Source organism: Streptococcus sp. VTCC 12905 (assembly GCF_049893385.1).
GTDB classification, from domain to species: Bacteria; Bacillota; Bacilli; order Lactobacillales; family Streptococcaceae; genus Streptococcus; species Streptococcus suis_AA.
Genome location: NZ_JBMVJC010000012.1, coordinates 14,015 through 40,897, shown reverse-complemented (window position 1 = coordinate 40,897; position 26,883 = coordinate 14,015). Strand labels below are relative to the sequence as shown.

The 26,883-nt window shown below is 39.6% G+C and carries 29 protein-coding genes; 1 reads left to right on the top strand and 28 read right to left on the bottom strand.

What is annotated here, in order from left to right; translation table 11 throughout:
- Nucleotides 1-234: 234 nt before the first annotated feature.
- The 13 genes from ACPC58_RS05805 to rplK all read right to left on the bottom strand — a co-directional run bounded on the left by ACPC58_RS05805 (nucleotide 235) and on the right by rplK (nucleotide 10,125).
- A complete protein-coding gene (locus tag ACPC58_RS05805; RefSeq protein ID WP_434065509.1) occupies nucleotides 235-627 on the bottom strand; it encodes a GNAT family N-acetyltransferase in 393 nt (130 codons plus the stop codon).
- Nucleotides 628-743: 116 nt separating this feature from the next.
- Entirely contained in the window at nucleotides 744-1,766 is a 1,023-nt protein-coding gene (locus ACPC58_RS05800) for a PhoH family protein (protein ID WP_130555248.1), read from the bottom strand.
- Between the two features lie 78 nt (nucleotides 1,767-1,844).
- Nucleotides 1,845-2,060, bottom strand: coding sequence for a YozE family protein (locus tag ACPC58_RS05795; RefSeq protein WP_130555249.1), 216 nt, complete (start codon nucleotides 2,058-2,060; stop codon nucleotides 1,845-1,847).
- 5 nt (nucleotides 2,061-2,065) lie between these two features.
- Nucleotides 2,066-2,488, bottom strand: coding sequence for a DUF1801 domain-containing protein (locus tag ACPC58_RS05790; protein WP_434065508.1), 423 nt, complete (start codon nucleotides 2,486-2,488; stop codon nucleotides 2,066-2,068).
- A gap of 42 nt (nucleotides 2,489-2,530) precedes the next feature.
- Complete coding sequence (locus tag ACPC58_RS05785; protein WP_434065507.1) at nucleotides 2,531-3,451, bottom strand: 2-dehydropantoate 2-reductase; 921 nt, start codon at nucleotides 3,449-3,451, stop codon at nucleotides 2,531-2,533.
- A 9-nt stretch (nucleotides 3,452-3,460) separates the two neighbouring features.
- On the bottom strand, nucleotides 3,461-4,315 hold the full coding sequence (gene cvfB / locus ACPC58_RS05780; RefSeq protein ID WP_434065506.1) for an RNA-binding virulence regulatory protein CvfB: 855 nt from the start codon (nucleotides 4,313-4,315) through the stop codon (nucleotides 3,461-3,463).
- Between the two features lie 130 nt (nucleotides 4,316-4,445).
- On the bottom strand, nucleotides 4,446-5,003 hold the full coding sequence (gene frr / locus ACPC58_RS05775) for a ribosome recycling factor (protein ID WP_217374080.1): 558 nt from the start codon (nucleotides 5,001-5,003) through the stop codon (nucleotides 4,446-4,448).
- A 63-nt stretch (nucleotides 5,004-5,066) separates the two neighbouring features.
- A complete protein-coding gene (gene pyrH / locus ACPC58_RS05770; RefSeq protein WP_217374081.1) occupies nucleotides 5,067-5,798 on the bottom strand; it encodes a UMP kinase in 732 nt (243 codons plus the stop codon).
- 177 nt (nucleotides 5,799-5,975) lie between these two features.
- A complete protein-coding gene (locus ACPC58_RS05765; RefSeq protein ID WP_434065520.1) occupies nucleotides 5,976-7,616 on the bottom strand; it encodes a putative polysaccharide biosynthesis protein in 1,641 nt (546 codons plus the stop codon).
- 159 nt (nucleotides 7,617-7,775) lie between these two features.
- On the bottom strand, nucleotides 7,776-8,564 hold the full coding sequence (gene yghU, locus ACPC58_RS05760; RefSeq protein WP_312251825.1) for a glutathione-dependent disulfide-bond oxidoreductase: 789 nt from the start codon (nucleotides 8,562-8,564) through the stop codon (nucleotides 7,776-7,778).
- A gap of 8 nt (nucleotides 8,565-8,572) precedes the next feature.
- Nucleotides 8,573-8,770, bottom strand: coding sequence for a hypothetical protein (locus tag ACPC58_RS05755; protein WP_434065505.1), 198 nt, complete (start codon nucleotides 8,768-8,770; stop codon nucleotides 8,573-8,575).
- 199 nt (nucleotides 8,771-8,969) lie between these two features.
- A complete protein-coding gene (rplA, locus tag ACPC58_RS05750; RefSeq protein ID WP_217374084.1) occupies nucleotides 8,970-9,659 on the bottom strand; it encodes a 50S ribosomal protein L1 in 690 nt (229 codons plus the stop codon).
- Nucleotides 9,660-9,699: 40 nt separating this feature from the next.
- Nucleotides 9,700-10,125 carry a 50S ribosomal protein L11 gene (rplK, locus tag ACPC58_RS05745; protein WP_024382554.1) on the bottom strand — a complete coding sequence of 142 codons (426 nt, stop codon included), beginning with the start codon at nucleotides 10,123-10,125 and terminating at the stop codon, nucleotides 9,700-9,702.
- Between the two features lie 154 nt (nucleotides 10,126-10,279).
- Between rplK and ACPC58_RS05740 the strand changes: the two genes are divergently transcribed.
- Nucleotides 10,280-10,648, top strand: a complete 369-nt coding sequence (locus tag ACPC58_RS05740) for a DUF3397 domain-containing protein (RefSeq protein ID WP_239604110.1) — start codon at nucleotides 10,280-10,282, stop codon at nucleotides 10,646-10,648.
- Between the two features lie 54 nt (nucleotides 10,649-10,702).
- Here the strand turns inward: ACPC58_RS05740 and ACPC58_RS05735 are convergent, their stop codons facing one another.
- The 15 genes from ACPC58_RS05735 to ACPC58_RS05665 all read right to left on the bottom strand — a co-directional run bounded on the left by ACPC58_RS05735 (nucleotide 10,703) and on the right by ACPC58_RS05665 (nucleotide 26,799).
- Nucleotides 10,703-11,638, bottom strand: a complete 936-nt coding sequence (locus ACPC58_RS05735; protein ID WP_274504176.1) for an ABC transporter ATP-binding protein — start codon at nucleotides 11,636-11,638, stop codon at nucleotides 10,703-10,705.
- Nucleotides 11,635-12,678 carry an ABC transporter ATP-binding protein gene (locus tag ACPC58_RS05730; protein ID WP_171989134.1) on the bottom strand — a complete coding sequence of 348 codons (1,044 nt, stop codon included), beginning with the start codon at nucleotides 12,676-12,678 and terminating at the stop codon, nucleotides 11,635-11,637. The genes ACPC58_RS05735 and ACPC58_RS05730 overlap by 4 nt, the downstream gene beginning before the upstream one ends.
- A 14-nt stretch (nucleotides 12,679-12,692) precedes the next feature.
- Complete coding sequence (locus ACPC58_RS05725; RefSeq protein ID WP_217374086.1) at nucleotides 12,693-13,724, bottom strand: ABC transporter permease; 1,032 nt, start codon at nucleotides 13,722-13,724, stop codon at nucleotides 12,693-12,695.
- A 10-nt stretch (nucleotides 13,725-13,734) separates the two neighbouring features.
- Complete coding sequence (locus ACPC58_RS05720; RefSeq protein WP_217374087.1) at nucleotides 13,735-14,649, bottom strand: ABC transporter permease; 915 nt, start codon at nucleotides 14,647-14,649, stop codon at nucleotides 13,735-13,737.
- Nucleotides 14,650-14,719: 70 nt separating this feature from the next.
- Nucleotides 14,720-16,366 (bottom strand): peptide ABC transporter substrate-binding protein, encoded by a 1,647-nt coding sequence (locus tag ACPC58_RS05715; RefSeq protein WP_277837646.1) that lies wholly within the window; start codon nucleotides 16,364-16,366, stop codon nucleotides 14,720-14,722.
- 425 nt (nucleotides 16,367-16,791) lie between these two features.
- On the bottom strand, nucleotides 16,792-17,178 hold the full coding sequence (gene gloA2, locus ACPC58_RS05710; protein WP_217374089.1) for an SMU1112c/YaeR family gloxylase I-like metalloprotein: 387 nt from the start codon (nucleotides 17,176-17,178) through the stop codon (nucleotides 16,792-16,794).
- Nucleotides 17,178-19,553, bottom strand: a complete 2,376-nt coding sequence (locus ACPC58_RS05705) for a DNA translocase FtsK (RefSeq protein ID WP_434065504.1) — start codon at nucleotides 19,551-19,553, stop codon at nucleotides 17,178-17,180. Before ACPC58_RS05705 ends, gloA2 begins: the two co-directional genes overlap by 1 nt.
- Nucleotides 19,554-19,670: 117 nt before the next feature.
- The gene (locus ACPC58_RS05700) at nucleotides 19,671-21,029 is read right to left on the bottom strand and encodes a glycoside hydrolase family 32 protein (RefSeq protein ID WP_217374091.1); all 1,359 of its coding nucleotides are present in this window, start codon (nucleotides 21,027-21,029) and stop codon (nucleotides 19,671-19,673) included.
- 18 nt (nucleotides 21,030-21,047) lie between these two features.
- Entirely contained in the window at nucleotides 21,048-22,658 is a 1,611-nt protein-coding gene (locus ACPC58_RS05695; RefSeq protein WP_434065503.1) for an ABC transporter substrate-binding protein, read from the bottom strand.
- Nucleotides 22,659-22,750: 92 nt separating this feature from the next.
- Nucleotides 22,751-23,638 (bottom strand): carbohydrate ABC transporter permease, encoded by an 888-nt coding sequence (locus ACPC58_RS05690; RefSeq protein WP_434065502.1) that lies wholly within the window; start codon nucleotides 23,636-23,638, stop codon nucleotides 22,751-22,753.
- Nucleotides 23,639-23,647: 9 nt separating this feature from the next.
- Nucleotides 23,648-24,568: an ABC transporter permease gene (locus tag ACPC58_RS05685; RefSeq protein WP_434065501.1), complete on the bottom strand. Its 921-nt coding sequence runs from the start codon at nucleotides 24,566-24,568 to the stop codon at nucleotides 23,648-23,650.
- A gap of 166 nt (nucleotides 24,569-24,734) precedes the next feature.
- On the bottom strand, nucleotides 24,735-25,721 hold the full coding sequence (locus tag ACPC58_RS05680; protein WP_217374095.1) for a LacI family DNA-binding transcriptional regulator: 987 nt from the start codon (nucleotides 25,719-25,721) through the stop codon (nucleotides 24,735-24,737).
- Between the two features lie 106 nt (nucleotides 25,722-25,827).
- Complete coding sequence (locus ACPC58_RS05675) at nucleotides 25,828-26,367, bottom strand: hypothetical protein (protein ID WP_434065500.1); 540 nt, start codon at nucleotides 26,365-26,367, stop codon at nucleotides 25,828-25,830.
- A 74-nt stretch (nucleotides 26,368-26,441) separates the two neighbouring features.
- Nucleotides 26,442-26,627: a DUF2500 domain-containing protein gene (locus tag ACPC58_RS05670; protein WP_434065519.1), complete on the bottom strand. Its 186-nt coding sequence runs from the start codon at nucleotides 26,625-26,627 to the stop codon at nucleotides 26,442-26,444.
- Nucleotides 26,628-26,667: 40 nt separating this feature from the next.
- A complete protein-coding gene (locus tag ACPC58_RS05665) occupies nucleotides 26,668-26,799 on the bottom strand; it encodes a hypothetical protein (protein WP_434065499.1) in 132 nt (43 codons plus the stop codon).
- Nucleotides 26,800-26,883 lie beyond the last annotated feature (84 nt).

Sequence of the window (26,883 nt, the reverse complement as noted above, 5' to 3'; positions counted from 1 at the left end):
ACCTTTAACAGTCTGCCAGACTGTTAAAGCCAATCAACCACTGCGCTGAGATGTTGACACGAACTCTGAGAAGCGAGGCTGGACTTTCTGCCCAGCCTCTTCGACAATCAAAATCAGATATTGTTGACTTGATTTGATGACTGTCGAGCTCCAGTTGAGCTTGACAGCCTGTTCCCTTGAAATAGAAAAGGGACAGAGTTCTATCTGCATCAGAGCGAAACGAACTAGGTTCGCCTATTTCCAACCTCCAAAATCACATTCTGCTATAACGATTGTTTTTCCAGCCAACTCTTTGACCTCGCCAGTTGCACAAAATCCAACTTTGGACCAAAAATGACTGGACTGAGGTTTGCTTTCTACATAACCTAGACGCATCTTTTTGAAGTGAGTTGCTAACTGAGACAGGAGCTCTGCTATGATCTTTGAGCCAAGACCCTGACCAGCCAATCTTGAATCCACCATAAAAAGTCCGATGTAGGCAATCTCTGCAGTCGGATGGCCGTCAATTAGGTCTAGAATGGCAACTATTCGCTCTTTGTCCCAGAATCCTAAAAAATATTTATCTGATAACTCCTTACCTGGTGGACACTCGACAAGGTCATTTGCTAAACTTTCCAGACTAGGCAAGGGTGGAAAATGTTAAAAATAGAGAGGATTGGTCTGGTAGAATGCCAAGACCTGATTTAAGTCGGCGTCTACTAACTCTCGTTCTTGATAATGGTTTATAATGATTTGAATATTGACTAATCTTCATCCTCTTCGCTCCGACCAGACTGTCCAATCGTATCAAAACTTGCTCGACTATCTGCCGCCCGAGCCTCCTCTTCATAGGCATTGATAATCTGGGCAACAACTGGATGGCGAACCACATCCTTGGCTGAAAAATGTACGAAATCAATCTGCGGAATTTTGCTCAGTTTCTCTGTCGCATCAATTAAACCTGACTTAACCTTACGTGGCAGGTCAATCTGACTAATATCCCCATTGACAATCATCTTGGAATTAAAGCCCAGACGGGTCAGGAACATCTTCATCTGCATAATGGTAGTATTTTGCGCCTCATCCAAGATGACAAAGGCATCTTCCAAGGTCCGCCCCCGCATATAGGCCAGCGGTGCAATCTCGATAATCTCGCGCTCCATTAGGCGCGTGGTCTGCTCCTTACCCAAAATCTGGTAGAGGGCATCATAGACAGGACGCAAATAGGGGTCTACTTTTTCTTTTAAGTCCCCTGGCAAAAAGCCTAAACTTTCGCCTGCTTCTACCGCAGGACGGGTCAGGACAATCCGCTTGACCTGTCCCCGCTTGAGGGCTGTTACAGCTAGAGTAACCGCCAAGAAGGTCTTACCTGTACCAGCAGGTCCAATTCCAAACACGATGTCATGACGCTTTACGCTGTCCACATAGAGTTTCTGTCCAAGGGTCTTTACGCGAATGGGTTTGCCATAGTTGTCCTTGATAATCTCTTCTTCATAGAGGGCAACGAATTTCTCAATCTCATCATTTTTTGCCATGGAAATAGCTGTGACCACATCTGGCGTATTGATAACCAAACCACGACTCACCAAGACAAGGAGAGACTGGATAACAATACGCGCCTGTTCTACATGTTCTTCCAGACCAATCACCTGCACTTTTTCCGTACGGGCATGAATAACCACACCTAGTTCCTGTTCCATCAATCTCAGATGGCGTTCATTCGAACCAAATAGGCTAAATGAATCATCTGGATGCTTGAGTTGAATATCAATTGAATGTTCTAGCAAGAGTTACTCCTTTTCCTGTGCTTTTCTCTATTATAGCAAAAATAGCCCAAACAAGGCTATTTTGTACTATTTTATCCATCAATGTGTCAAATAATCTTCCCAAATCGCATCAAAATCAGCCATGGAAAAGGCAAAGCTGGCCGATTCCTCTAAAAAACGACTGACTTCATCGAAATTATCTGATTGCTTAGGAAAATCAGATTCATCAAAGGCATAATCTGCCAAGATAGCTACTGGTTCATTACTTTTCGGGTTGCGCTGGGTCATCAACCAAGAATAAAAACTTCTTCTCACTACATTTACTTTCTATGATTTTTTTCGTAGAGCTCTATATAGCGCTCCATAGACATTTTACTAACCAAATCCCCAATCAATTCATAAGGAATATTCTTGGGATTTTTCATACGAACACAGGACTTGCCTATATCCAGTTTGGTAGGCACCTGTGCTTGATAAGCAGCAACGAACCAATCATTCAATTCTTGGTCCATATAGATTCCCATGTGGTAGAGGGCGATGTGTGCCTTTTGTGATGCCAAGGCAAGGAATGGCAAGGGCTCTCCCGGTGTGCAGTGATAACCATCAGGGTAGGCAGCAAGCGGCACATAATAGTTAATCATAGCTCCCAAGATTCCTACTTCAAAACCAGCTGGTAACTGTTCCACAATCACTTGATGGAGTCGTTCAACTGCTTCCTTCCGATTTTCAGGCAAGGCAGCCATCTATTCTTCAATCGTTTCCGCTTCAATCGGCATGACTTTCTCCTATCTCAACCCCAGCATACTCTCTTTGGCATGAATCATATCCGTTATCATTTGGCAATAGGGTGTTGGAATACCTGTACGTTTGCCCTTAAAAACAACCGCTCCATTCAGATAATCAATTTCTGTCTTTCGACCATATTGGACCAAATCCTGGTGCATAGATGGATAGTGATTAGAAGCCTTCTTCGAAGCATCAATAACATATTTCCAAATAGCTTCTTCGTCAATTCCATCTGCCTCAGACTTAGCAACAGCAATAAATTCTTTGAAAATCCCCTGTACTAGATTCAGTCCAGCCTCCGTACCGAATAATTCACCAATTGTACAGTCTAAAATGGTACAAGTTGGATTCATCACACCATTGACACAGGCTTTCTGCCAAATAGCACTGACAACATGATTGTCATAGGTCACATTTAGTCCAGCTTCATTCAGCATTTCAATAATATCCGCAACTGATTGCTCATCGCCAAGAATATGCTTAACGGAGATAGAACCCGGACCTTCTAAGTGAGCATGTCCAGGACCCTTTAGTCCCGCCAACCACATAGTCACCCCAACCATGATACTTTCATCTGGTACATACCGACGCATGGTCGTCGCATGCCCCAAACCATTCAGGAGACTCAAAACCATGGTAGTTGGACCGATAATCGGCTTAATATCCCGCAACATCTTTGGCAACTGATCAGCCTTAGTCAAAAGAATGATAAAATCTGCTTCTCTCGTTGCTTCGGTCGGTTTCATGATGGGTAAGTGTACAGTTTCCTCTACATCTCCAGTCACTTTCAAGCCGTTTTCTCGAATTGCTTCGATATGTTCTTCCCAATTATCCAGCAAAATCACTTCATGATTTGTCTTAGACAATTGATAACCAAACCGACACCCCATCGCTCCACTACCAGCAATATATACGAGCATAGACGCCTCCTATACCAATTCTGTTCCCACTGAGTCCTTCTTTATTTTCCCAGCCTTCATCAAACCACCAAGAGCTTTTTTGAATTGCCCTTTGGAAATACCAAAGGTAGCCTTGATGTCTTCCGGATCAGACTTATCGTTCAAGGTCATGAAACCTCCATTGCTTTCCAGATAAGTCAATATCATCTGAGCATCATTTTCCAGCATCTCAAATGAACGTGGCTTGAGAGACAAGTTCAAGGTCCGATCAACTGCACGGTAGCCGATGACACGCGCCTCCAAGACCTGACCCAGACGTGGTTCCGCAAAGCGTTCGCTCGGATGGATAAAACCAAGCATGTTGTTGTCTGGCAAATAAACAAAAGTACCATTCATTTTCAAACGGTAGACAATCGCTCGCAGAGTTTGGTTTTGCATATTGTCATAAGCAGGTCCAGCCATTTTCTGAAAATCTTCCTGAAAAGCTGGTAGAGCCCAAATGCGGTCCTTCTTATCGACGTCTAATTTGACGTACAACTGATCACCTTTCTTCGGCCAGAGTTCCTTGATTTCTGGCAAAATGTCTAAGGAAACAACCACTTGCTTGTCTGGCAGACCAGTATCCACAAAGACACCCAAATCCTTACGTACCTCTGAGACAGTTCCCCAACCAAAGCTGGTACGACTCGCTCCAACTTCCTTAGTTGTCAAACGGAGTTTTTGTTTCATATCGGTATAGGCAAATCCCTTAACAGATTGACCTAGACTATGTTCTCCTTCTTCCTTGGAGAGCGCAAAGGTAACTCCTCCTTTTTGGACAAAATAAAACTGATCATTTTCGTCAGTCACTAAACCAACGATATACTGTGCTAATAAATCATTCATGATTTTCTTCCTTCTGATTAAAAAAGGGGGAGTCTGTCTAACCCCCCCCTCCATTAGATTTCTTATTGATACACCACTGGAAGTTAGACAGCCCAGTGATGATCTATTTTTTAGCCTAAAAACGTGTTGATTAAACTTCCAACAATTCTTTTTCTTTGTCGGCAGTCATTTTATCAATTGTCTTGATAGCATCATCTGTTACTTTTTGAATATCTTTTTCAAGCGACTTCAATTCGTCTTCCGTGATTTCTTTTGCTTTTTCAGCTTTTTTTGCTTCATCCATAGCATCACGACGGATATTGCGGATAGCAACTTTAGAGTTCTCACCCACTTTTTTCACATCCTTCGCTAAATTCTTACGAGTTTCCTCAGTAAGAGCAGGAATGACCAAACGAATAACAGTACCGTCAGATTGTGGTGTCAAACCAAGGTCAGATGCGTTCAAAGCACGCTCAATATCTTTTAATATTGACTTGTCGAATGGTGTAATCAATAGAACACGCGCTTCTGGCACTGTAATACCAGCCAACTGGTTCAAAGGTGTTGGAGAACCGTAGTATTCAACTGAAATACGGTCCAACAAGCTAGCATTTGCACGACCAGCACGAATGTGGCTAAATTCACGCGCCAAACTCTGATGAGATTGGTTCATGCGCTCTTGCGTTTTAGCAATAATTTCTTTAGACATAAAACTTCCTACTTTTTTTATTTTTCTATTGAATAGATGAAAACTGAACTCAATTTCAATCTATTATTTTTCTGCAGTATAATTTGAAACAGTTGTCCCAATCGGTTCACCAAAGACAACGCGCTTGATGTTCCCTGGTTCATTCATATTAAAGACAACCAAATCAATGTCATTGTCCATTGAAAGTGTTGAAGCAGTCGCATCCATAATTTTAAGACCACGACTAATCACTTCACGGTGGGTTAATTCATTAAATTTAACAGCATTGGCATCTTTCTTCGGATCAGCGTTATACACACCATCCACACCATTTTTTGCCATCAAAATTGCATCTGCCTCAATTTCAGCAGATCGAAGGGCAGCTGTTGTATCGGTTGAGAAGTATGGAGAACCAATACCTGCACCAAAGATAACTATACGACCTTTTTCCAGATGACGGAGCGCACGACCACGAATATAAGGCTCAGCAACCGACTGCATGGCAATGGCGGTTTGTACACGTGTATCTACACCAAGTTGTTTAAGGGAATCCGCCATTACAAGGGCGTTCATAACAGTTCCAAGCATACCAGTATAGTCAGCCTGAACTCGATCCATGCCCGCCTCAGCAGCAGGTTCTCCACGCCATAAGTTACCGCCACCAATTACAAGGGCAATTTGAATACCTGATTCTGCAACTTCCTGGATTTCCTTTGCCATTTCTTGAACGGTTTTCAAGTCAATGCCGATACCACGTTCACCGGCCAAAGCCTCTCCAGACAGTTTTATTAGAATGCGTTCGTATTTAGGTTTCATTCACTTACTCCTCTTTTTTATCCCTACTATTCTACCATAAATTCAATTTTTTTTATACTGAAATCTCCAAGAAAAAAGAAAATCCATCATGAATTTTCTTTCCTTTTATTACGTACTAGCCTATCTTTACTGTACAATGATCCCGCAATACTAGCCAGATTAACCCTCTCGAAGACCCTATCCCAGCCGTAACTTTCTACGTAAAGGTTGTGCTCTACCACCGATTAGGCGGTCTAACTGACGCGTCTTTAATGTCAGTAGACCGAAAATAATAATACCAGCACCACCAGCAATCACTAAATGGATAAAGCTAGAAACATATCCATTTGCTGGAAGAACGATATCTAGAAGGAACTCGATAGCCCAGACAATCAAGCCCATCACCGCGGAAATCCAACTAATTGTCACAATATCCTTCACTACTAATTGTTCATCAATATCTAGTATCTTATCAATTCGTTTATAAAAGAGATACAGCATAATACCTAAACCAAAAATTGTTGAAATAAAGCTACCATAAACTTTGAAAAGATACATCATTGGTACTTGTAAAACAATTTTCACTAGCATACCAATCAAGAAATAATAAATTCCATGTCTGTTTTCAAAGATTGATTGAATAACAACGCTAATGACTGAATACAAGCCCAAAGGAAGAATCATAAAAAGATTCCAAATAAACAAGGTAATAGCAATTTCTTCTGATGGACCATAGAATACCGTATACAAAGGACGAGCTAATAGAACAGTACCAACAATAGCTGGGATTGTAAAAATGAAAAGAAGTTGTAAGTTATCAGCAACTAAATGCGAAGCGGCTTTCAAATTCTTTTGAACAAATTTTTCTGTTATCAATGGAATTGCCACGCTTCCTAAACTCTGGGAAATACCAATAATCATCATAGTAATTTTGTTCGGATTTGCGGCCAAATAAGAATACAGTTCCAATAATTCTGAATTCGAATAGGTTGTAATCCGCTCCATCACATTAATAAAGGTAACCTGATCAATAAATTGCAACAATTGAATGGTTAAACCTAAAATAATAATCGGAATAGCATCCTTTACAGTTTCTCTGATTAACTGACCAGTATGGATAGAGATTTTCTGCTTTTTCGCATGAATCAATCTTCCCAAGTAACCTTGTTTCCATAAAGCATAGACTAATACTGCAACACTGGCAATCATACCAACGAAGGCAGCAAAAGTAGATTGGACAACCGCATCAAGGTAATTCCCATTGCCTAATTTCATGATAATAAAGGTCGCTGCTAAAATCCAAATAACACGGACCAACTGTTCTGCGAGCTGACTAATCGCATAGGGCTTCATATCATGACGACCTTGGAAAAAACCACGAAGAATGCTCATAGCCGGGAAAATAAATAAGGGCGGTACGAGACTATACATGACCGGAATCAATTTTTCCCTTGAGCCAGATGCTTCTGCTAACCACGGTGAACTGATATACATGATCCCAGCAAATACCGCCCCAAAGATCAGCATAATTTTGAAGAACTCTCTTACCAGATAGAGAGAAACATCTTCCTTACCAAGAACATTGTATTTTGCAACTTGCTTAGCAATCGCTACAGGTAAACCTACTGTTGAAATCAATAAAAAATTTGCATAAATTTGATAACCCATACTAAAAAGAGCATTTGCTTCTGCTCGGTATTCTCCTAGCCAAATATACCAAGGAATTACATAAGCTACCCCCAGTAAGCGACTTAGAATATTACCTGCAGTCAACCAAGCTAACCCTTTAGCCATTGTAGCCTGTTCTTTTGACTGCTGTATTTCAACTTTTTCAGACATATTCACTAATCTTTCCATATGAGTATCAATTTAATTCTCTCAAAAATCCACATTAACCACTGCTTTTCTTTAAAATTCAAGAGAGTCTAACCCTTTCATTATAAACTTTTATGATACCAAAGTAAAAGAAAAACCCACCCAATGGGTGGGGTGAGTGGTTTAATGATCAATGGACTGATACTTCACTGTCAACCCTCGTTGTACAGCAGGACGCTGAGCAATCTTCTCTACCCAGGCTTTTAGATGCGTATAAGAAGCAACATCTAAAAATTCTGCTGAACCTGGATATAGTTCTCCTTGCACCAAGCGACCATACCAAGACCAAATAGCGATATCAGCAATAGTATAAGTGTTACCTGCCACATATTCTCTAGTCGCTAATAACTGATCTAACAAATCCAGCTGACGCTTGGTCTCCATTGTATAGCGATTAATCGGATATTCTTGCGCGGTCGGAGCATAATGGAAGAAATGTCCAAACCCTCCACCAACAAATGGAGCTGCGCCAGTTTGCCAGAAGAGCCAGTTAAGGACTTCAGTCCGTTCAGCCCATTCTTTCGGTAAGAGAACATCAAATTTTTCTGCTAAATAGAGAAGAATATTTGCTGATTCAAAGACGCGAACGGGTTCTTTTTCAGAATAATCTACCATGGCTGGAATTTTGGAATTGGGGTTGATAGCAACAAAATCGGAGCCAAATTGGTCTCCTTGACCGATATTAATGAGAAACAGGTCATAATCTGCATCCGAAACACCAAATTCCCTCAGTTCTTCCAACATGATAGCTACTTTAATACCATTTGGCGTTCCCAGTGAATAAACTTGGAAAGGTTTTTCTCCTTTTGGTAGTTTTTGTTCAAAGCGACTACCTGCTGTGGGGCGATTGCCGGAACGGTTGTCATTTTCATCTTCCCACTTCCATACGAGTGGTTTTATATATTCTGTCATGTTTTCCCCTATTCTATCTTACCTGGAATGATGCTTGCATAACGATAGTGATTTTGAAGTTCTTGAAGATAGCGAGCTAACTGAACCAATTCCTTAGGTGCTCGACAAGTCAGAGCAGTTATCTCTGCGTTAACAAAACGACTGAGATACCCAGCAAGGATATAGAGGTTCACCTCCTTATCCAACTGACCTACAACCTCCAACATTTTTTCACGCAAGTCTTTCGAAAATACCCCTTGTGAAAGATTGTAGGCCGCAGAAAGGTAGTTATAAAACTCATCTTTTTTCCGCTATTTTCATTGGATGACTCCTTTATGTAAATTGAATATAGTATAAATCGAAATCAATTGCTTGTCAAGAAAATCTCAAGAAAAAAAGATTGCCCTAAGACAATCTTCTTATTGATTAAAGTGAGTTAGGATCAACTTTGATACCAACACCTTGTGTTGTTGTGATTGTTACTGAAGTCATGTAAGTACCTTTAGCTGTAGCTGGTTTAGCTTTAGCCATTACATCGTGGAATGCTTTGAAGTTTTCAACGAGTTTGTCAGCGTCAAATGATACTTTACCGATAAGAGCATGTACGATACCTGCTTTGTCAGCACGGTAAGTGATTTTACCACCTTTAGACTCTTCAACTGCTTTAGCAACATCCATTGTTACTGTACCAGTTTTAGGGTTTGGCATCAAGTTACGTGGACCAAGTACGCGACCAAGACGTCCAACAACAGCCATCATATCTGGAGTTGCGATAACGACGTCGAAGTCCAACCAACCACCGTTGATTTTAGCAACAAGGTCATCTTCACCAACAAAGTCTGCACCAGCAGCTTTTGCTTCTTCTGCTTTTGCACCACGTGCGAAAACAAGAACACGTGAAGTTTTACCAGTACCATTTGGCAATACCATTGCACCACGGATTTGTTGATCAGCTTTACGAACGTCGATGTTCAAGTTGTAAGCAACTTCAACAGACGCATCAAATTTAGCGAAGTTAGTTTCTTTTGCAAGAGCAACAGCTTCTTCTACGCTGTACAGTTTTGTGCTGTCGATTTTCTCAAGAGCAGCACGCAAGTTTTTGCTTTTTTTAGCCATATTATATGTCTCCTTGTAATCAGATAAACTTGGGTGCTACTTAGTCAGTAACAGTGAATCCCATAGAACGAGCAGTACCTTCGATCATACGCATTGCAGCTTCTACAGATGCAGCGTTCAAGTCAGGCATTTTAGTTTCAGCAATTTCTTGTACTTGTGCACGAGTAACTGTTGCAACTTTAGTTTTGTTTGGTGTACCTGAACCTTTTTCAACACCTGCAGCTTTTTTCAACAGAACAGCAGCTGGTGGTGTTTTAGTGATGAAAGTGAATGATTTATCTTCATACACAGAGATAACGACTGGGATGATCATACCAGCTTGGTCAGCTGTACGAGCGTTGAACTCTTTAGTGAATCCCATGATATTGATACCTGCTTGACCAAGTGCTGGTCCGACTGGTGGAGCTGGAGTAGCTTTACCTGCAGGAATTTGAAGTTTTACAAGTTTTTCGACTTTTTTAGCCATGATATAAAATCCTCCTATTGTGGTTTTGGCGGTAATTACAGATTTTTACCTCCCACAAATATGTGTTTTACACATACCTTTTCATTATACACGATTTTCAAAGAAATGCAAGCTTTAGGTTTACTTTTGTTCACATTTTTTATAGAATAGACTTATGTTTGAATCAATGATTTTTTTAAAGATTGCGGCAATATTATTTCTTTTTCTGACTTTGGCACTTTCCATTATTGTTGTCAATTTTTTTAAATTGCAAAAAAGAGGATGGAATTTTGCGGATATTGCTTTTCCATTATTTGCCTTTGAGTTTTATCTTATTTCTGACAAGGCTTACTATAGTAGCTTAATACCTCATCTGACCTTCTCACTGTCAGTACTTGCCATCGGTCTTTGTCTCTTCTTCTTGCTTCAAAAAAGACAGTTTAACTACAAACGATTTTTCAAAGTATTTTGGAGAGCTGGCTTTATCTTGACATTCCTGATGTATTTGGCCTTGGTGATTGCTGTCCTAACTTTAAAAAACTAAGTTCGAAACTTATCACATACAAAAAAACCTGAAATTTTCAGGTTTTTTTATTTCTTATTTGTTTCGTTCAGCGCGGTATGCCGCAGCCTCTTCTTCTGTAGCCAATACAAAGTGACCAGGCGTAATCTCATGCATCTGACGTTCTTGACCATCTAATTCAGCACTTGGATCGTATTCCATATGGACACGACCTTTTTCAAATTCTGGATCCGGTTCAGGGATAGCAGAAAGCAAACTCTTCGTGTACGGATGAATTGGATCATTGTAAACAGCATCCGACGTTCCAATTTCCAACATTTTACCCCAGTGCATAACACCAATACGGTCAGAGATGTACTTAACCATTGACAAATCGTGTGCAACAAAGAGGTAGGTTAGACCTTGTTCTCTCTGCAATTTTTGCATCAAATTAACAACTTGTGCTTGAATGGAAACATCTAAAGCTGAGATTGGTTCGTCAGCGATAATGAATTTTGGACGAACTGCTAAGGCACGTGCAATACCAATCCGTTGTCGTTGTCCACCTGAAAACTCATGCGGATAACGTGTTAAATGATCCTTATTTAAACCGACTAAATCCAATAAATGTTGAACACGCTCATCCCGTTCTTCTTTTGAAGGAGTCAAGCCGTGAATGTCCAAACCTTCTGCAACAATATCTCTGATTTTCATACGACCATTCAAACTAGCTTGAGGATCTTGGAAAATCATTTGTGCATCTTTTCGAAATTCTTTCAAATCTTTTCCAGAAAGCTTTGAAATAGACTGGCCATCAAAGAGAATATCGCCAGCATTATAGTCATACAACTTTAGAATGGTACGGCCAACTGTTGTCTTTCCTGACCCAGATTCACCAACGAGACCAAAGACCTCTCCTTCATAAATGTCAAAGGAAACATTGTCAATGGCTTTAACTTCGTTTTTCTTACCTGCATTAAAAGTCAATGAAACATTTTTTAGTTCAACGAGTTTTTTTCTACTTTCGCTCATTGTTTCTCCTTCTTACTATTCCATTTTTCCCAACGTTTCAAGATTGCTAACGGTGGTGTAATTTCAGGAGCTCGCTCATCTAACAACCATGTTGCTGCATAATGGCTATCTGAAATTTGGAACATTGGCGGTTGCTCTTCAAAATCAATATCGAGAGCATATGCATTTCTGGCTGCAAAAGCATCTCCAACAGGAGGATTCAACAAATCTGGGGGAGTTCCAGGAATGGATTCCAAACTTCCAGAAGCAGTCTCTGTTGTCGGCATAGAGTTTAATAATCCCCATGTGTAAGGATGTTGCGGATTATAAAATACTTCCTCAACCGTTCCAACTTCCACTATCTTCCCTGCATACATAACTGCTACACGGTCTGCCATACCAGCTACCACACCCAAATCATGGGTAATAAAGATAATAGAAGACTGTGTTTGAGACTGTATTTCTTTCATCAAATTTAAAATTTGCGCTTGAATCGTCACGTCTAAGGCAGTTGTTGGTTCATCCGCAATTAGAATTTCTGGATTCGCTGCAAGTGCAATCGCAATGACTGCACGTTGACGCATCCCACCTGACCACTGATGTGGATAGTCTTTAATGTGCTCTTCAGCATTTGGAATACCAACCTTCTTCATGAGCTCCAAAGCACGTTTCAAAGCCTCAGATTTCGATACTTTTTCGTGCAACATAATTGGCTCAGCAATTTGCATTCCAATGGTCATTGTTGGATCCAAACTTGTCATTGGATCTTGGAAAATCATGGCAATTTCATTTCCACGAACTTTTACCCACTCACTCTCTGACAACTCACTCAAGTCTTTATCTTTAAAATGAATCTTACCTGACAAATGTGCATTTTTTGCATTTAAGCCCATTAGCGTACGTGTTGTTACTGATTTCCCTGAACCTGACTCTCCAACAATAGCCAGAGTCTCTCCTTTATTTAAAGTAAAACTGACATCACGAATCGCCTTGACTTCACCTGCATAGGTATGAAAGGTAACATTTAAATTTTCAACTTGTAAAATCGTTTCTTTATTCATCACATCCTCCATTCCTAATCAGCGCTTGATTTCGGATCAAATGCATCGCGTAAGCCATCACCCAATAAGATAAACGCAAGCGAAATCAGTACTAAAGCAGCCGCAGGAATCATTACTTGATAAGGATAATATTGTAAGTTTTCTTGAGCGTCTGTAATTAATGAGCCAAGTGATGCAGTTGGTGGTTTAACACCTAAGTTGATGGCTGACAATACAGATTCATACATGATTGCACTAGGTACAGTCATCATAATTTGGACAATAATAATACCTGAAATATTTGGTAAAACATGTTTAAAAGCAATTTTCAGGTTGCTCTCACCTAACGCACGAGAGGCAAGTACAAAGTCACGCTCCTTGTAGGATAGGGTTAGGTTTCGCACCTGACGAGCCATTGATGTCCAACCAACGATAGCAATTGAAATAATAATGGATGTTACACCGTTTCCCAATAACAAACCAAGCATCGTAACGATAACTAAGTTTGGAATAGAAGAAATGACCTCAATAATACGTTGCATGATGGTATCTACTTTACCCCCTAAAAATCCGGATATCAAACCATACGTCACACCAATAATCAAGTCAATCAAGGTAGCAATCACTGCAATTAAGAGGGAAATACGAATACCAACAGTCACCCGTTTGGCAATGCTTCGTCCTAGGTTGTCCGTACCTAAAATAAACTTAACACCCTCAGGCACACTCTGATCTGCATAGGCATCATTTGCTTCAGTATTTCCTGAATAAACAATTGAGCCATTCCAGAATGGTAAGTTATCACTAATTTTTGGTGGCAGGTTACGGTAAATTTCTACTTGCTCACTATTAAACTTATTAGCCGATTTTGTTGAAACTACAAATGTGGAACCAATTGCAAATACAAGTAAGAATCCAATAAACCACAACGAAACAACTGCCAGTTTATTTTTCTTTAATCGTCTCCATGCATCTTGCATAAAAGACAAGGCTGGTTTTTCAATTTTTTCCTGGGAGTCTGAGCTACCAGCACCAACCAAAGTAAATGTTTTTCTTTGTTCTGTCATTATTCACTCCTTATCCCAGTCTGACACGTGGATCCACAATGCTAATGATAATGTCCGTAATCAAAATAGCAATCATGAGCATCATTGCATAGACAATTGTAGTCCCCATAATCACTGGATAGTCTTTTGTAGGAATTGACGTTACAAACTGTTGACCTATCCCTGGAATAGAAAAAATCTGTTCAATCAAAGCTGAACCCGTCAAAATATTAGCTGCCATTGGTCCAACCAAGGTCAGAACAGGAATCATTGAATTACGGTAAGCATGATGTTTGGTTACTTGACGATTTGTCATACCCTTTGCACGCGCCAACTGAATATAGTCGGTGTTCAAGGTTTCAATCATTTCACTTCTGAAGAAACGTGTAACCTGTGCAAAAACTGGGATTGCAAGGGCGAAAGTTGGCAAGATTGTTTGTCCAAATGTTCCCCACCCTGAAAGAGGCAACAGTGCCCATTTAAAACCAAGATAGTCCAACAAAAGCAAACCAATGATGAAGGCTGGTACTGAAATTCCCAGAGTTGAAACCACACTTAAAAAGCCATCAATTTTATTGTTTTTGTTACGAGCGGAAACAGCCCCGATTAACAAACCACCACTTATACCAACAACAAGAGCTTGAAAACCAAGATGTACAGATACTCCTAGGCGTTGTGTAATCAATTTTGAAACAGACTGGTTAGCAGATTGGTAACTTGTACCAAGATCTCCATGTAAAATATCATTCAGATATTTTAGGTATTGTTGCCACAGTGGCTTGTCCAAACCATACTGTTTATTCATTATTTCAATCATTTCATCAGTAAGTCTCGGACTATTGTAAGGAGTCCCAGGCATAATTTGCATCAGAAAGAAGGAAAGGGTAATAACAACCCATAGTGTCACCAACAGAATGGCGATCCTTTTCAATAGATATTTAGTCATATTATTCCTCAAAGCAAAAGCAAGAATTGGCAGATCCAATCCTTGCAAATTTGTTCATCATTCGTACAACTTATTTAGTTTTGTAAGCATGTGTGAAGTCCACATCAAGACCTGTTGAATTACGAACTAGACCTTTGATGTTAGGGTTTTGCAATCCTTTGTTAGACAAGTTGTAAAGTGGGTTGTAGTGTGAACCCTCGTAAAGAACTTGTTCTGCTGCTTTGTAGTCTGCTGCCCCTGCATCTTTGTCCAAAGCATCAGTTGTCAAAGCTTTTTCATAAGCAGCGTCAAACTCAGGGCTATTTACTTTACCGTAGTTATAAGCTGAACCAGATTGGAACAAACCGTAGAATGTTGAACCTTCTGGATAGTCACCGCCCCAGCTTACGAATGCAACTTCAAAGTTTTGATTTTTTGTATCTTCCAAACGTTGTTTAAAGGTTACAAATTTTTCTTCAACAGTTAAGCCTGGAAGAGTTGTTTCCCAAAGTTCTTTGATGTAGTCAGTTGCTGCTTTCTTGATTGGGTTATCTGAATCTGCTGTAATTGTCAATGTTAAGCTATCAACACCTAACTCAGCCAAACCTTCTTTGAACAATTGCGCAGCTTTCTTCTTGTCAAATGTATACGGTTGTGACACAAACTCATTTAAGTCTGTACCATCAGTCAATGTTGCCAAACCTTTTGGTACAAATGCAGTTGCTGGGTTTGTACCAGTATCAGCTGCGGCTTTTACAAGTCCTTCACGGTCAGTTGCAAGGTTCAAAGCTTCACGGATTTTTTCGTTTGTCAAAGCTTCTACACTACCAGTTTCGTTGTATACCAAGTAGTCTGCACGAGCTTCAGCAATCTCGATGACATCTTCATTGTTTTTATTAGCATTGTAGATTGCAGATGTTTGAGAAATGTTTGCAAAGTCAAGCTCACCTTGTTTATACATCTGAACCGCAGTATCAGGCTTTTTAACAGTTTGAACGTTTACGGTCTCTGTTTTTACATTTTCCGCATCCCAGTAATTTTCGTTTTTCACAAGTTTAAAGCTACCGCTTGTACCATTCCAATCTTCTACAACGAATGGACCAGAGTACAACATCTTATCTGAAGATGTACCGTAATCTTCGCCAGCTTCCTTAACAAATGATTCTTTTTGTGGAACAAAGTTAGAGAAAGTTAACAAGCTTTCGAATTGAGGAGCTGGAGTAGACAAGGTAAAGATAACTTTGTTTCCATCCGCTTTTACACCCAATTCCTCAACTGGTTTTTCACCAGAAATAACTTCATCAGCATTTAATACATGGGCATCCGATACAAGATATGCATACTCAGACGCAGTTGCTGGATCTACCATACGACGCCATGTATAAACAAAATCTTCAGCAGTGATGTCGCTACCATCAGACCATTTAATACCATCACGAAGAGTAGCTGTAAATGTTTTACCATCTTCAGAAACTTCAACTTTTTCAGCTAAGTCAGGTTGGTTTTTACCATTTTCATCTACACGAAGCAAGTTACTTCCAGCATTACCGATTGCCATTGCTGAATAGCGATCTGTGTTTTTTGAAATATCTAAAGTAAGAATTTCAGTAGGTGTATACCAATTGATTGTAGAAGTGTCTGATGATGAAGATTTTGAACCTCCATTACCACAGGCAGCTAATACAGAAAGCGTAGCAACAGCCAAACCAGCTGTAGCAAGTTTTTTCCATTTATTCATAAGATAATCTCCCTGATTACGAACTTTTTAACAACTTTTTAAGTTATGCTTAAGATTATATACTAATCTTTATTCACTAGCAAGTGTTTGATAAAATTTTCTGACTTTTCTTTCAGTTTTTAATATACGTAATATATATTAGCACCTGTTGTAACATACTTATTTTTTATACTAATCGCGAATTATGTTTTCGTTAACACTTGACAACATTCGCTTTTACCCCTGTTTCTCAAAAATCTATTCTGTGAAATTATACAGTAAATAACATACTTCAAATCTTTTACATATTATGTTAGTTTTTGTTACGTTGAAACATAAAATTATTTGACAAAAAAAGTAATTAGCTGTTTACTAACTACTTTTATTCCAATCAATGGTTCAAATTTTATTAGAACTTGCTCAAATTCCTTCAAGTAATGACTAAATTATTCATGGATTTCCAGTGGGAGGCCATCTGGATCAAAGAAAAATGCCATCTTTTTTCCGTCAAAATCATCCCATCGTACGCTTTCATGCGGAATCCCAAGCATATCAAACTTGCTTAAACACTCTTCTACATTCTCAACCTTAAATGCTAGATGACGGAGTCCAGTATGCTCTGGATTTGGCATAGCTGGTCGCTTTGGGGCATCTGGTTTAATGAAAATTTCCAAAACCAGATTACCTTTTCTTACATTAAAAAGAATATCCTTTTTTTCTGGACGGATGTGCTCATCAAGTTGTTCGAACCCTAACTTTTCAACATAAAATTCCCTTGTATTTTCATAATTGCTACCAATGATAGCAATATGGTGTACAGTATCAAGTTTCATTATTGCGTTTCTAATACCTTTCTTGGTTTTGTTCCTTCTGCAGGGCCGATGACACCAGCAGCCTCTAATTCTTCCATTAGTCGTGTTGCTCGGTTAAATCCGACAGATAGGCGACGTTGAATCATCGATGCACTGGCTTTTTGTGTCTCAATCACTAAAGCCCGTGCCTCATTAAAGAGAGGATCCCCTTCGTTTGTTCCTCCATTTCCTCCGAAATCAGAATCACCATCAGAGACTTCCCCAGGATCAAAGGTGTCATCATATTCTGCGTCAGCCTGCTCTTTTACAAATTGAACGATACGTTCTACATCATCGTCTGAAATAAAGGAACCTTGTAAACGCATTGGAGCAGATTCTCCAATCGGGTGAAATAGCATGTCCCCCCGTCCAAGCAATTTTTCTGCTCCATTTTCTCCTAAAATAGTCCGTGAATCCGTACCTGATGCCACAGCAAAAGCAACACGAGATGGAACATTTGCCTTAATTAGACCAGAGATAACGTCTACTGAAGGACGTTGTGTTGCTAAAATCATATGAATACCCGCGGCACGGGCTTTTTGACCAAGACGTATAATTGCGTCTTCAACTTCCTTGCTAGCTACCATCATCAAATCTGCCAATTCATCTACGATAACGACGATAAGTGGTAATGGAATTTGTTTTTCGTCAGAACGGCTGTTAAATTCTTCCACTTTGGCATTGTAGCCTTCCAAATTTCTAACCCCTACTTGACTGAAAAGTTCGTACCGTTTTTCCATTTCGTCAACGACTTTTTGAAGAGCCCGTGCGGCTTTCCGTGGATTGGTTACAACAGGAATTAATAAATGAGGAATATCATTGTAAACCGATAACTCTACCATTTTAGGGTCAATCATCATGAACTTCACTTGGTCTGGGCTTGCTTTCATCAAAATAGATGAAATGATTCCATTGACTGCCACTGATTTCCCCGATCCTGTCGAGCCAGCAACTAACAAGTGGGGCATCCGTGTCAAATCAAACGAACGCACCGTCCCATTGACGGCTTTACCAAGCGGAATTTCTAACAATTTAGCTGGGTCTGTCATGGATTGTTCCCATAATTCTCGGAAAGGCACCATTGCCACTTCTGTATTAGGAACTTCGATACCGACTAAAGACTTCCCGGGAATAGGGGCTTCAATCCGAACATCTTTAGCTGCTAAGGCAAGAGCCAGATCATCTGCCAAATTAGAAATGCGATTGACGCGAACCCCAACTGCTGGTTTCAACTCATATCGAGTTACAGAAGGTCCAATTTCTGCCCGTTCAACAACTACTTTGATCCCAAAACTTGCGAAGGTTTCTTCTAAAACTTTTATATTCTGACGTACGATTCGCTTTTCATTGCTTTGTCCCTTGACTTTAATAGGTGCAAATAAATCAATGGTTGGCAATTTGTAAGCCAATCGTTGCTTGGGTTTAAAATCTATTTGAATGTCAGTATCTTCAACTTCTTCAACCTTACTTTCTTGGTTCTCAAGCGTAGCTAAAACGTCGTCCTCCGCGAGCATGATCGGAAAATCATCCTCTGGTTCCAAATGATCAAATTCTGAAATAATCGGTACCTGAAAAGGGGTTTCCTCCACTGCTTCCTCCAGAATCTCTCCTGTTTCAAGATCAACTGTCCTTTCAAATACAGTGTCTACGATGTTTGTTTCTGTTTCATGTTCAATCCGGAGGCGCTCCTCCTCAAGACGAGCTAATTCTTGCTGGCGTTTTTCTTCTCGTTCAACCCGCTTCTGAGCGCGAAGCTCTGCTCTTTTTTCCTGTCTTTCTGAAAATTTATCTTTGAAAACCACCAATCCATCCGCTACATCATAAACAGACCATGGACTCATAAAGAAAATTCCAAAGGCAATCAATAAGAAGCCGATGAAAAAGGTGCCTACATTTGAAAATAGGAATGACACTGGCAAATAGAGTAGATTTCCAACTAAACCTCCTCCAAAGAACTCTGACACTTTGAATGAGGACAAATCTCGAAGAGCCAACTTGAGTGTCTGATTAAATAAATCATTTCCCTTAAAATTCCAGTCAAAATAGGCATGAAATTCAAGTAAGAGTCCTGCAACGATTAGCCAAAAACCTGAAATTGTTCCTTCACGATTCCGAATCTTATTTGGAAACAAGAAGTAGAAGAATGCACCTGCTATCAATAGATAGGCCAAACTTCCAAACAGTAGGCGAAAAATGTTGTAACTGGTCAACCCAAACACTCCCAATCGACTTGCTGTAAATGCTAAAAAAAGGAGACCGATGATACGTAAAACCATCTTTTTAACACGCTCTTGTTGAGCCAACTCCGCCTTTGTCGGACGTCTCGTTGTCTTACCTTTTTTACCCGTCTTTCGCATAGATACCTCAACTTTCTCAATCTCCTTATTTTATCATAATTAAGGAGATTTTTCACATCAGAAAAGGCCCTGCAAGCAGGACCTTTCTTGGAGTGAAAAAATTTAGGGGAAACAAATTTATAGAGTATTTAAAGTTCTCTGACCTTCAACATAGTAAGTTGAGGTCAAAACTTCTTGGCCATTATTGACAAAAATTTCTACACAGTTGGTATCTATCATAATCAATAACTCTTCAGCTTCAACCGTAACTGATCGGCGAATGGTTGACCATTCTTCTTCTCCAGTTTGCTGGATATCAAGGTGACCACGATCGATGTAGACTTCTTGGCTTTCCTTATCATAACCAAATTGAAGATAATCTTGGTCAGAGCCAAGCCTTAACTCCAAACTATCTTCCAGTTTAAGAAAGAACTTGCTAGGACCTTTGATACTTTGTCCGATTTCAATATCTTTGAAAGCTTCCAAAACACTTGTTGGCAGAACTTGATGCAATCCATTTTCGTTCTTTTTGAGAATGCGTGGAAGAGTCATCTGCCCGTACCACTTATGTCCAAAATCATTGGTGACCAACTTACGTCCCCAAGTGTGCATCCATGCCACCATCACGCGCTCACCTTCAGGGCTTTCTGTTGTTTGAGCTGCATAGAAATCATGCCCATGGTCAATTTCCTTAAAGGAATCTGCCACAAAGACTTTCCTATCCCAATCAACATGCCCTGTCACAAAGATATTGGAATTGATATTGATAAAGTCATTTCCATCTTTTTGGTAACGCATTGGGGAGATAATTAGGTACTCTTGACCATCCACTTCAAAGTAGTCGGGACATTCCCAAACAAAGCCTTGGTTGGCTTCACCTTTCAAGAAGATAGACTCAAATTTCCATTCTGTCAGGTTTGGAGAGCTGAGTAAGACAATACAGCCAACATTGTCCTGGTGCTTAGTTGCAACAACTGAGTAGTAATGACCATCTTTCTCAAAAATCTTCGGATCTCGGAAATCATTTGCGATCACTTCTTCTGGCAGTCCATCTGCAGTTGCGACTGGATTTTTCTCAATTTTTTCAAAGTGAATACCATCTGTCGAGAATGCCATGTTCTGGACTTGGCTAACTGTACCATCTTCATTGACAATGTGACCTGTGTACATGAGCCAGAGAACATCGTCTTTGACAATGGCTGAACCAGAGAAACAGCCATCCTTATCGTAGTCCTTGTCAGGAGCAAGGGCAACAGGAAGTTGTTCCCAGTTGACCAAGTCATCACTTTTAGCATGACCCCAGTGCATTGGCCCCCAAACACTCTCGTAAGGGTTGAATTGGTAGAACAAATGGTACTCTCCACGGAAGAAGACAAATCCATTTGGGTCGTTAATCCATCCTATTTCTGGTGTGAAGTGAGCTTTAGGTTTGAATAATGGATTAATCGTTTCTTTTTCTTCTAAAATAAATTGATTGGCTTTTTCAACTGTTTTCACAGGTAGCCCCCTTTTTAATTACTGATTTGCTTTATATTGGTCATAGTATTTTTGTTTAATTTCTAACAATTCTTCTAATCCATAATTGTTAAGTTCGGCCAAGTAGCTATCCCATTCTTCTTCAATACCACCATTTACAATCCATTCTGCACGTTTGCGGTAGATGAAATCATTCATATCTGCCTCCACTTGTGCAATCTTATCCAAATCTTCTTCCTCCATGAAGACACGAGGGTAGATATTGTCGTTGGTCACATAGTCAAGATAGGTTGCGTGCATCAAGTCCAAACGCCATTTCGCATCGTCTGGCATGGTAGTGACTGTACCGTAGTACTCATCAAGGATGGCCAATGGTCCACCAACCGCTGTCTTCTCACGGAGTTCGGCTGGTGCAGTACCGTTGAGCGGCAAGTGTTTGAGCATATTGCTGGCCTTGTCAAACTCAAAGATGTTTTGCTGTTTCTCATCACCGTAAGTTCCCCAGTTGTTTTGGACAGACTGAAGTGGTGTATACTGGGCATCGATCCATTTAGCGGTCAATTCCAAGTTTTTGTTGGCAGATGTGATGACCATGCGGTCACGCTGGAAGCCTATACCGTTGGTACGTGTAATGTGCTTGGTGCCATCTGGTCCTGCCAATACTGGCAAGATGTCATAGGTCTCATTCATACCAGTGATGTTGGCCTTGTCCCATGTGAAGTACACACCATAGAGGTTTTCACTTCCTTTTGACAAGTAGGTATTCCAGTCTTGCTCAAAGGCTTCTGGGTCAATAAGACCTTTTTCCTGAAGGGTACGCATGAACTCAACACCTTCTTTGTAATCCTCATTGTCCGCTGTAAAGTCAACCGTACCGTCATTGTTTACGACGATATGGTCATCGTTGTCACCGACACCGAAGGCACCAAAGAGAATCTTGAAGTCTTCGCCGCCGTTACCGTTGACAAAGGACATTGGGATTTCATCTGCCTTACCGTTGCCGTTTGGATCTTTTGTCTTGAAGGCTTCCAAGACCTTGATCAAGTCATCTGTTGTTTCTGGCATGTCAAGACCAAGCTTGTCCAACCATTCCTTGTTAATCCAAGCAATATCGCTAACAGTGTGGATTGATTCCTTACCTTCGCCCAATTCTTCAATCCATGGGAATGAGTAGATATGACCGTCTGGTGCTGTAATCATGGAACGGTACTCTGGATTTTCATCCAAAATTTTCTTGAGGTTTGGCATGTACTCATCAATCAAATCTTCAACTGGTACGATAACCCCTTGTTTAGCCCAGTTCATCAATTCGACATCAGATGCACCGTCATTATGAATAGCATCTGGTAGGGCTCCTGATGCAATGTCAAGATTCCGTTTTTCAGCAAAGTCTGATTGATAGTTTGTCCAGTCAATATGAACGCCCGTTTCTTTCTCAAGACGTTGGAAAATCAACTTATCATTAGGATCAGCTGGAGCTAGAGGTGAACTAGCTGTCATGAACTTAAGCGTAACTGATTTTTCAAGCGGGAATTGAACATCTTTCAATTCATAATCCGGGCTTGAAGCAACATTTTTTGAACCACATGCAGCTAAAAGAACTGTACTTGCTAGAAGAGTGACAACCGTTTTTCCAATTTTGTGTTTCATCTGAAACAACCTCCTATTTGTGTTTAGATAGTATAGATGGTCTTTTAAGCTCCCCATTCGGTTTTAGAAAAGTGAAGCTGAAAGATGATTTGTTAACCTTTTAATGAACCTGCCATAATACCTTTATCAAAGTATTTCTGGAAGAATGGATACATAACAATCAATGGTAAACTTGAAATAATAATTGTTGCATACTTGATCATTTCAGCAATACGCTTCATTTCATTCATGGCCGCTTGCGCTCCAATCATGTCCTTAGCAGGCTCACTTTGAATGAGGATTTTACGTAGAACTAATTGGAGTGGTTCCAAGTTCGGATCTTTTATGTAGATCATAGCATCAAAGTATGAATTCCACTGACCAACAAAGGCATAGAGGAAAAGTACAAACATGATAGGCTTAGCCAACGGCAACATTATTTTTAAGAAAATTTGAAATTCATTAGCACCGTCCATGACTGCTGCTTCAACTAATTCGTCTAGTAAGGTTTGGAAATAGGTCCGTGCCAAGATGATATTCCAAACATTGACTGCATTAGGGATAATAATCGCCCAGACTGTGTTCAACATTCCCAAATCTTTTACCAAGAGATATGTCGGTACCAAACCACCACCGAAAAACATGGTAAAGACTAGAAAGGCATTAATCCATTTTTTACCAACTAAATCTTTCTTAGATAATGGATAGGCAGTCAATACGGATATTGCCACAGTAATGAAGGCAAATGAAAATGAGTAGAAGAGGGAATTCAAAAAACCACGAATAATTGATTTATCTGAAAAAACTCTCTGATAACCTTCAATTGTCCAATCCTTTGGATCAAAACTAATACCCTTACTGATTAAAGCCTGAGGATCCATAAATGATGCAACTAAAATGTAGACCATAGGAACAACAGTTATCAATACTAGGAAGGCAATGATTATTTTATTTACGACAAGCATCCACTTATCAAATTCTGTATACAATTGTGTATTCATACAAACCTCCTATAACCCTTGTCCATCATTAATTCGTTGGACAAATTTATTCACAGCTATGAGCAAGATGATATTAATCAATGCATTAAACAAACCTACAGCTGTTGAATAAGAGTAATCGCCTGAAATCAAACCTATCTTATATACATAAGTTGAAATGATTTCTGAACTTGTCAAGTTCAATGAGGTTTGCATCAAGAACGCTTTTTCATACCCAACATTCATAATCCCACCGGCAGCAAGTATAAACTGGATAACCATCATCGGTTTAAGAGCTGGCAAATCTATGTGCCAGATACGTTGGAGGATATTTGCTCCATCTAATTTTGCTGCTTCTATCAAGGCCGGATCCACATTTACAAGAGTTGCCGTATAAAGAGTAGATGCCCAACCCATACCTTGCCAAATACCACTTAAGATATAGAGTGGTCTGAAGAAATCAGGATCGGTCAGGAAATTTGTTTCAAGGCCGAACTTACCGAGGATTGAGTTAACAGGGCCACCAACTGAGAAGAATAGGAAAATCATACCGACGATAACCACGACTGAGATAAAGTTTGGAGCGTAAAGCACCAACTGAATCCGTTTTTTAGCCTTGTCACTCAATAGTTGATTCAGCATGATAGCCAAAATAATCGGTGGCAAAAATCCTAAAAGTAAACCATAGATACTCAACTTCAAGGTGTTGGCCAGCAAAGTACCGAAATTTGGTGAAGAGAGGAATTTTGTGAATTCAGTAAAACCAATCCACTCACTGCCTAGCAGACCTCTTAGAGGGTTGTAATCTTTAAAAGCAATCAGAACTCCATACATGGGAATGTATCGAAAAATGAAGGTCAAGGCCAAACCTGGTAGCAACATGAGTAAGAGAATTTTTTGTTGCTTTATTCTTTCCCAAACTGACGTTTGCTGAAGTTTCGATGTTTTCATATAAACTCCTTTTGAAACGTTTCAAAAAATTATGATTTTATAAAGAGGATGTCCATCTCCTCTCTATTACAATTGTTTTGAAACGTTTCATTTTTTGATAACATAAAATCAACTAACTTGATGATTTTATGTTATCATTGTAACCGTTTTCTGTCAACCCCTATTTTTAATTTTTTGTCGTTTTTCCTTCCAGGTACGAAATTGGTAAGGTTATTTGGAGTGGACGATCTTTTTTATCTAAAATATCTAACAGACATTGAACAGCTTCTGTTGCCATTTCTTCAATAGGTTGACGAATCGTCGATAGATACTGCGTACGCTCTTCGGCTTGACGAATACCATCATATCCTACGACCTGTACATCTTCAGGAACCTTTTTCCCAAGTTTTTCTAATATTGAGATAGCGTCAATCGCTGTGAAGTCATTTATCGTGAATAAAGCATCTATTTCAGGGTGTTGGCGTAAAAAAACCTCAACTTCCTCTAAAAAATTATCATAGGGTTCCTCTAAATCTAAAACCTCACAGGGAAAACCAGCCTCTAAAATTGTTTTCTCAAAAAATAATCGCCGTTTCTTGGTTTCATTGATTGTTTTATTATGACCACCAATGAAACCAAAATGTGTCCCTCCTTTTGAAATGAGTACTTGAGCAGCAAGTTCAGCTCCCTTTTGATTATCGGAACTTACACATGCAATTGCCTTATCTTCATACGTACGGTCAATACTAACAAAGGGAATATTTGATGATAAATAATCTTCAATCGGACTATAGGTGATGGCGATAATACCGTCTACTTTGTTTTGCTGAAGCATCGTAATATAATCTAACTCTCTTTTTGGACCAGAAATATTGCACAACAATAGCTTATAGCCTTTCTTACTCAATTCAACTTCAACATGAAAAGCAAATTCTCCAAAAAATGGATGCCAAACACTGGGAACAATTAAGGCAATCGTTTCTGTCTTATTTTTTTTCATCCCTCGAGCATAAACATCTGGTATGTAGCCTAATTCATCTATCGCTTGTTGAACTTTCTTCAACGTTATCTCTTTTATTCCTTGCTCTTGATTGATGACTCGAGACACTGTTCCAACACTGACTCCTGCTAATTTGGCGACATCTTTCATAGTAATTGATTTAGTTGGCTTCATGACTCATCCTTCCTAGTTACAAAAAAATGAAACGTTTCAATAGTATATAACAGAATACCACTGATAGCGTTTTCTGTCAAGAAGAAAAAAGGGCCAGCCTTGCTGATCACATTTTTTTCTTCGGATGTTTGTCGATTACTTCGGGGTGATTGTCTAGTGCTGCTTTTCCCTTTTCCGTCAAGGCGTAGCCGCGAACTGAAAAATATGGTGCCAGTTTTTCTTCAGTCAAATACTCCTTAAGTGCTGCATCAAGGTCAGCAACTTTTAACTTGGATAAACCACTAAATCCTTCTGCTTTGAGTATATTTTTCTTAGCAGTTGAAGTGATGTGATCCAATGAATCAAAGGCAGACTCAACATAAGCATATCCATCTGTGATTAATTGTTCCATATGTTCTGGACCATTGATACCATAGATATACTCAAAATACTTTGGATAGGGGGTGGTTGTTTCAAACGTTCCAAAGTTAATGCGCCATAATAAAATGATATCCCCTGGTAACAGACCTTCTTCTAGACGAACCATATTACGCTTTGGCACCGGTTTAGCTTCTAATAGCCAGGTCGCAAGATCACGTTCTGGGGAAATATAGGGTTTGACCTCATAGTCATTATACATTTCTGCGATACGTTGTTCAACAGACATAATTACCTCACATTATTATCTCTAAATAGTAACATCATTATACACTATACCACAGGAAAAACCTAGATTAGTGACTAGGTTTTGCTTTCAAAAGAAAGCATGCGAGTTCCTTGAAAGATCAATGTTCCTTTATCACCTTCCGTTAACAATCCGTATTCATGATCCTTGACATGAAACTCCCTTCTTTGACCATTCCATTCAAATGTCAGATAATAATTGGTCCGGGCTGTTTCATTTCCAAAGACATCCGTTCGCTTTATGACCAGTAAGGCTTGACAGGTCTCAATCGGTGATTAGTTATTACGATGCCACTCCAAAAAATTTCGAAGGATTTGAAAAAAAATTAGCCCAATTATGAAAATAAAAACGACATAAAAAAAAAGCCATTTCCCACATAATCTCTCCCTGTGGACCAAATAAATTTCCAAACATATGGTAACCTCCTGTTGCATTTATAACAATAGTATATCATATTTAGTTCAGTTAGAAATGATTGATCTCATCTAGGAGAAAAAT

What these genes read in the sequence shown, in the direction of transcription:
- ACPC58_RS05790 (WP_434065508.1), bottom strand. Translation starts at nt 2,488, where the DNA reads ATGGCTGCCTTGCCTGAAAATCGGAAGGAAGCAGTTGAACGACTCCAT.
- ACPC58_RS05785 (WP_434065507.1), bottom strand. Translation starts at nt 3,451, where the DNA reads ATGCTCGTATATATTGCTGGTAGTGGAGCGATGGGGTGTCGGTTTGGT.
- cvfB (WP_434065506.1), bottom strand. Translation starts at nt 4,315, where the DNA reads ATGAATGATTTATTAGCACAGTATATCGTTGGTTTAGTGACTGACGAA.
- frr (WP_217374080.1), bottom strand. Translation starts at nt 5,003, where the DNA reads ATGTCTAAAGAAATTATTGCTAAAACGCAAGAGCGCATGAACCAATCT.
- pyrH (WP_217374081.1), bottom strand. Translation starts at nt 5,798, where the DNA reads ATGAAACCTAAATACGAACGCATTCTAATAAAACTGTCTGGAGAGGCT.
- ACPC58_RS05765 (WP_434065520.1), bottom strand. Translation starts at nt 7,616, where the DNA reads ATGTCTGAAAAAGTTGAAATACAGCAGTCAAAAGAACAGGCTACAATG.
- yghU (WP_312251825.1), bottom strand. Translation starts at nt 8,564, where the DNA reads ATGACAGAATATATAAAACCACTCGTATGGAAGTGGGAAGATGAAAAT.
- ACPC58_RS05755 (WP_434065505.1), bottom strand. Translation starts at nt 8,770, where the DNA reads ATGTTGGAGGTTGTAGGTCAGTTGGATAAGGAGGTGAACCTCTATATC.
- rplA (WP_217374084.1), bottom strand. Translation starts at nt 9,659, where the DNA reads ATGGCTAAAAAAAGCAAAAACTTGCGTGCTGCTCTTGAGAAAATCGAC.
- rplK (WP_024382554.1), bottom strand. Translation starts at nt 10,125, where the DNA reads ATGGCTAAAAAAGTCGAAAAACTTGTAAAACTTCAAATTCCTGCAGGT.
- ACPC58_RS05740 (WP_239604110.1), top strand. Translation starts at nt 10,280, where the DNA reads ATGTTTGAATCAATGATTTTTTTAAAGATTGCGGCAATATTATTTCTT.
- ACPC58_RS05735 (WP_274504176.1), bottom strand. Translation starts at nt 11,638, where the DNA reads ATGAGCGAAAGTAGAAAAAAACTCGTTGAACTAAAAAATGTTTCATTG.
- ACPC58_RS05730 (WP_171989134.1), bottom strand. Translation starts at nt 12,678, where the DNA reads ATGAATAAAGAAACGATTTTACAAGTTGAAAATTTAAATGTTACCTTT.
- ACPC58_RS05725 (WP_217374086.1), bottom strand. Translation starts at nt 13,724, where the DNA reads ATGACAGAACAAAGAAAAACATTTACTTTGGTTGGTGCTGGTAGCTCA.
- ACPC58_RS05720 (WP_217374087.1), bottom strand. Translation starts at nt 14,649, where the DNA reads ATGACTAAATATCTATTGAAAAGGATCGCCATTCTGTTGGTGACACTA.
- ACPC58_RS05715 (WP_277837646.1), bottom strand. Translation starts at nt 16,366, where the DNA reads ATGAATAAATGGAAAAAACTTGCTACAGCTGGTTTGGCTGTTGCTACG.
- gloA2 (WP_217374089.1), bottom strand. Translation starts at nt 17,178, where the DNA reads ATGAAACTTGATACTGTACACCATATTGCTATCATTGGTAGCAATTAT.
- ACPC58_RS05705 (WP_434065504.1), bottom strand. Translation starts at nt 19,553, where the DNA reads ATGCGAAAGACGGGTAAAAAAGGTAAGACAACGAGACGTCCGACAAAG.
- ACPC58_RS05695 (WP_434065503.1), bottom strand. Translation starts at nt 22,658, where the DNA reads ATGAAACACAAAATTGGAAAAACGGTTGTCACTCTTCTAGCAAGTACA.
- ACPC58_RS05690 (WP_434065502.1), bottom strand. Translation starts at nt 23,638, where the DNA reads ATGAATACACAATTGTATACAGAATTTGATAAGTGGATGCTTGTCGTA.
- ACPC58_RS05685 (WP_434065501.1), bottom strand. Translation starts at nt 24,568, where the DNA reads ATGAAAACATCGAAACTTCAGCAAACGTCAGTTTGGGAAAGAATAAAG.
- ACPC58_RS05680 (WP_217374095.1), bottom strand. Translation starts at nt 25,721, where the DNA reads ATGAAGCCAACTAAATCAATTACTATGAAAGATGTCGCCAAATTAGCA.
- ACPC58_RS05675 (WP_434065500.1), bottom strand. Translation starts at nt 26,367, where the DNA reads ATGTCTGTTGAACAACGTATCGCAGAAATGTATAATGACTATGAGGTC.
- ACPC58_RS05665 (WP_434065499.1), bottom strand. Translation starts at nt 26,799, where the DNA reads ATGTTTGGAAATTTATTTGGTCCACAGGGAGAGATTATGTGGGAAATG.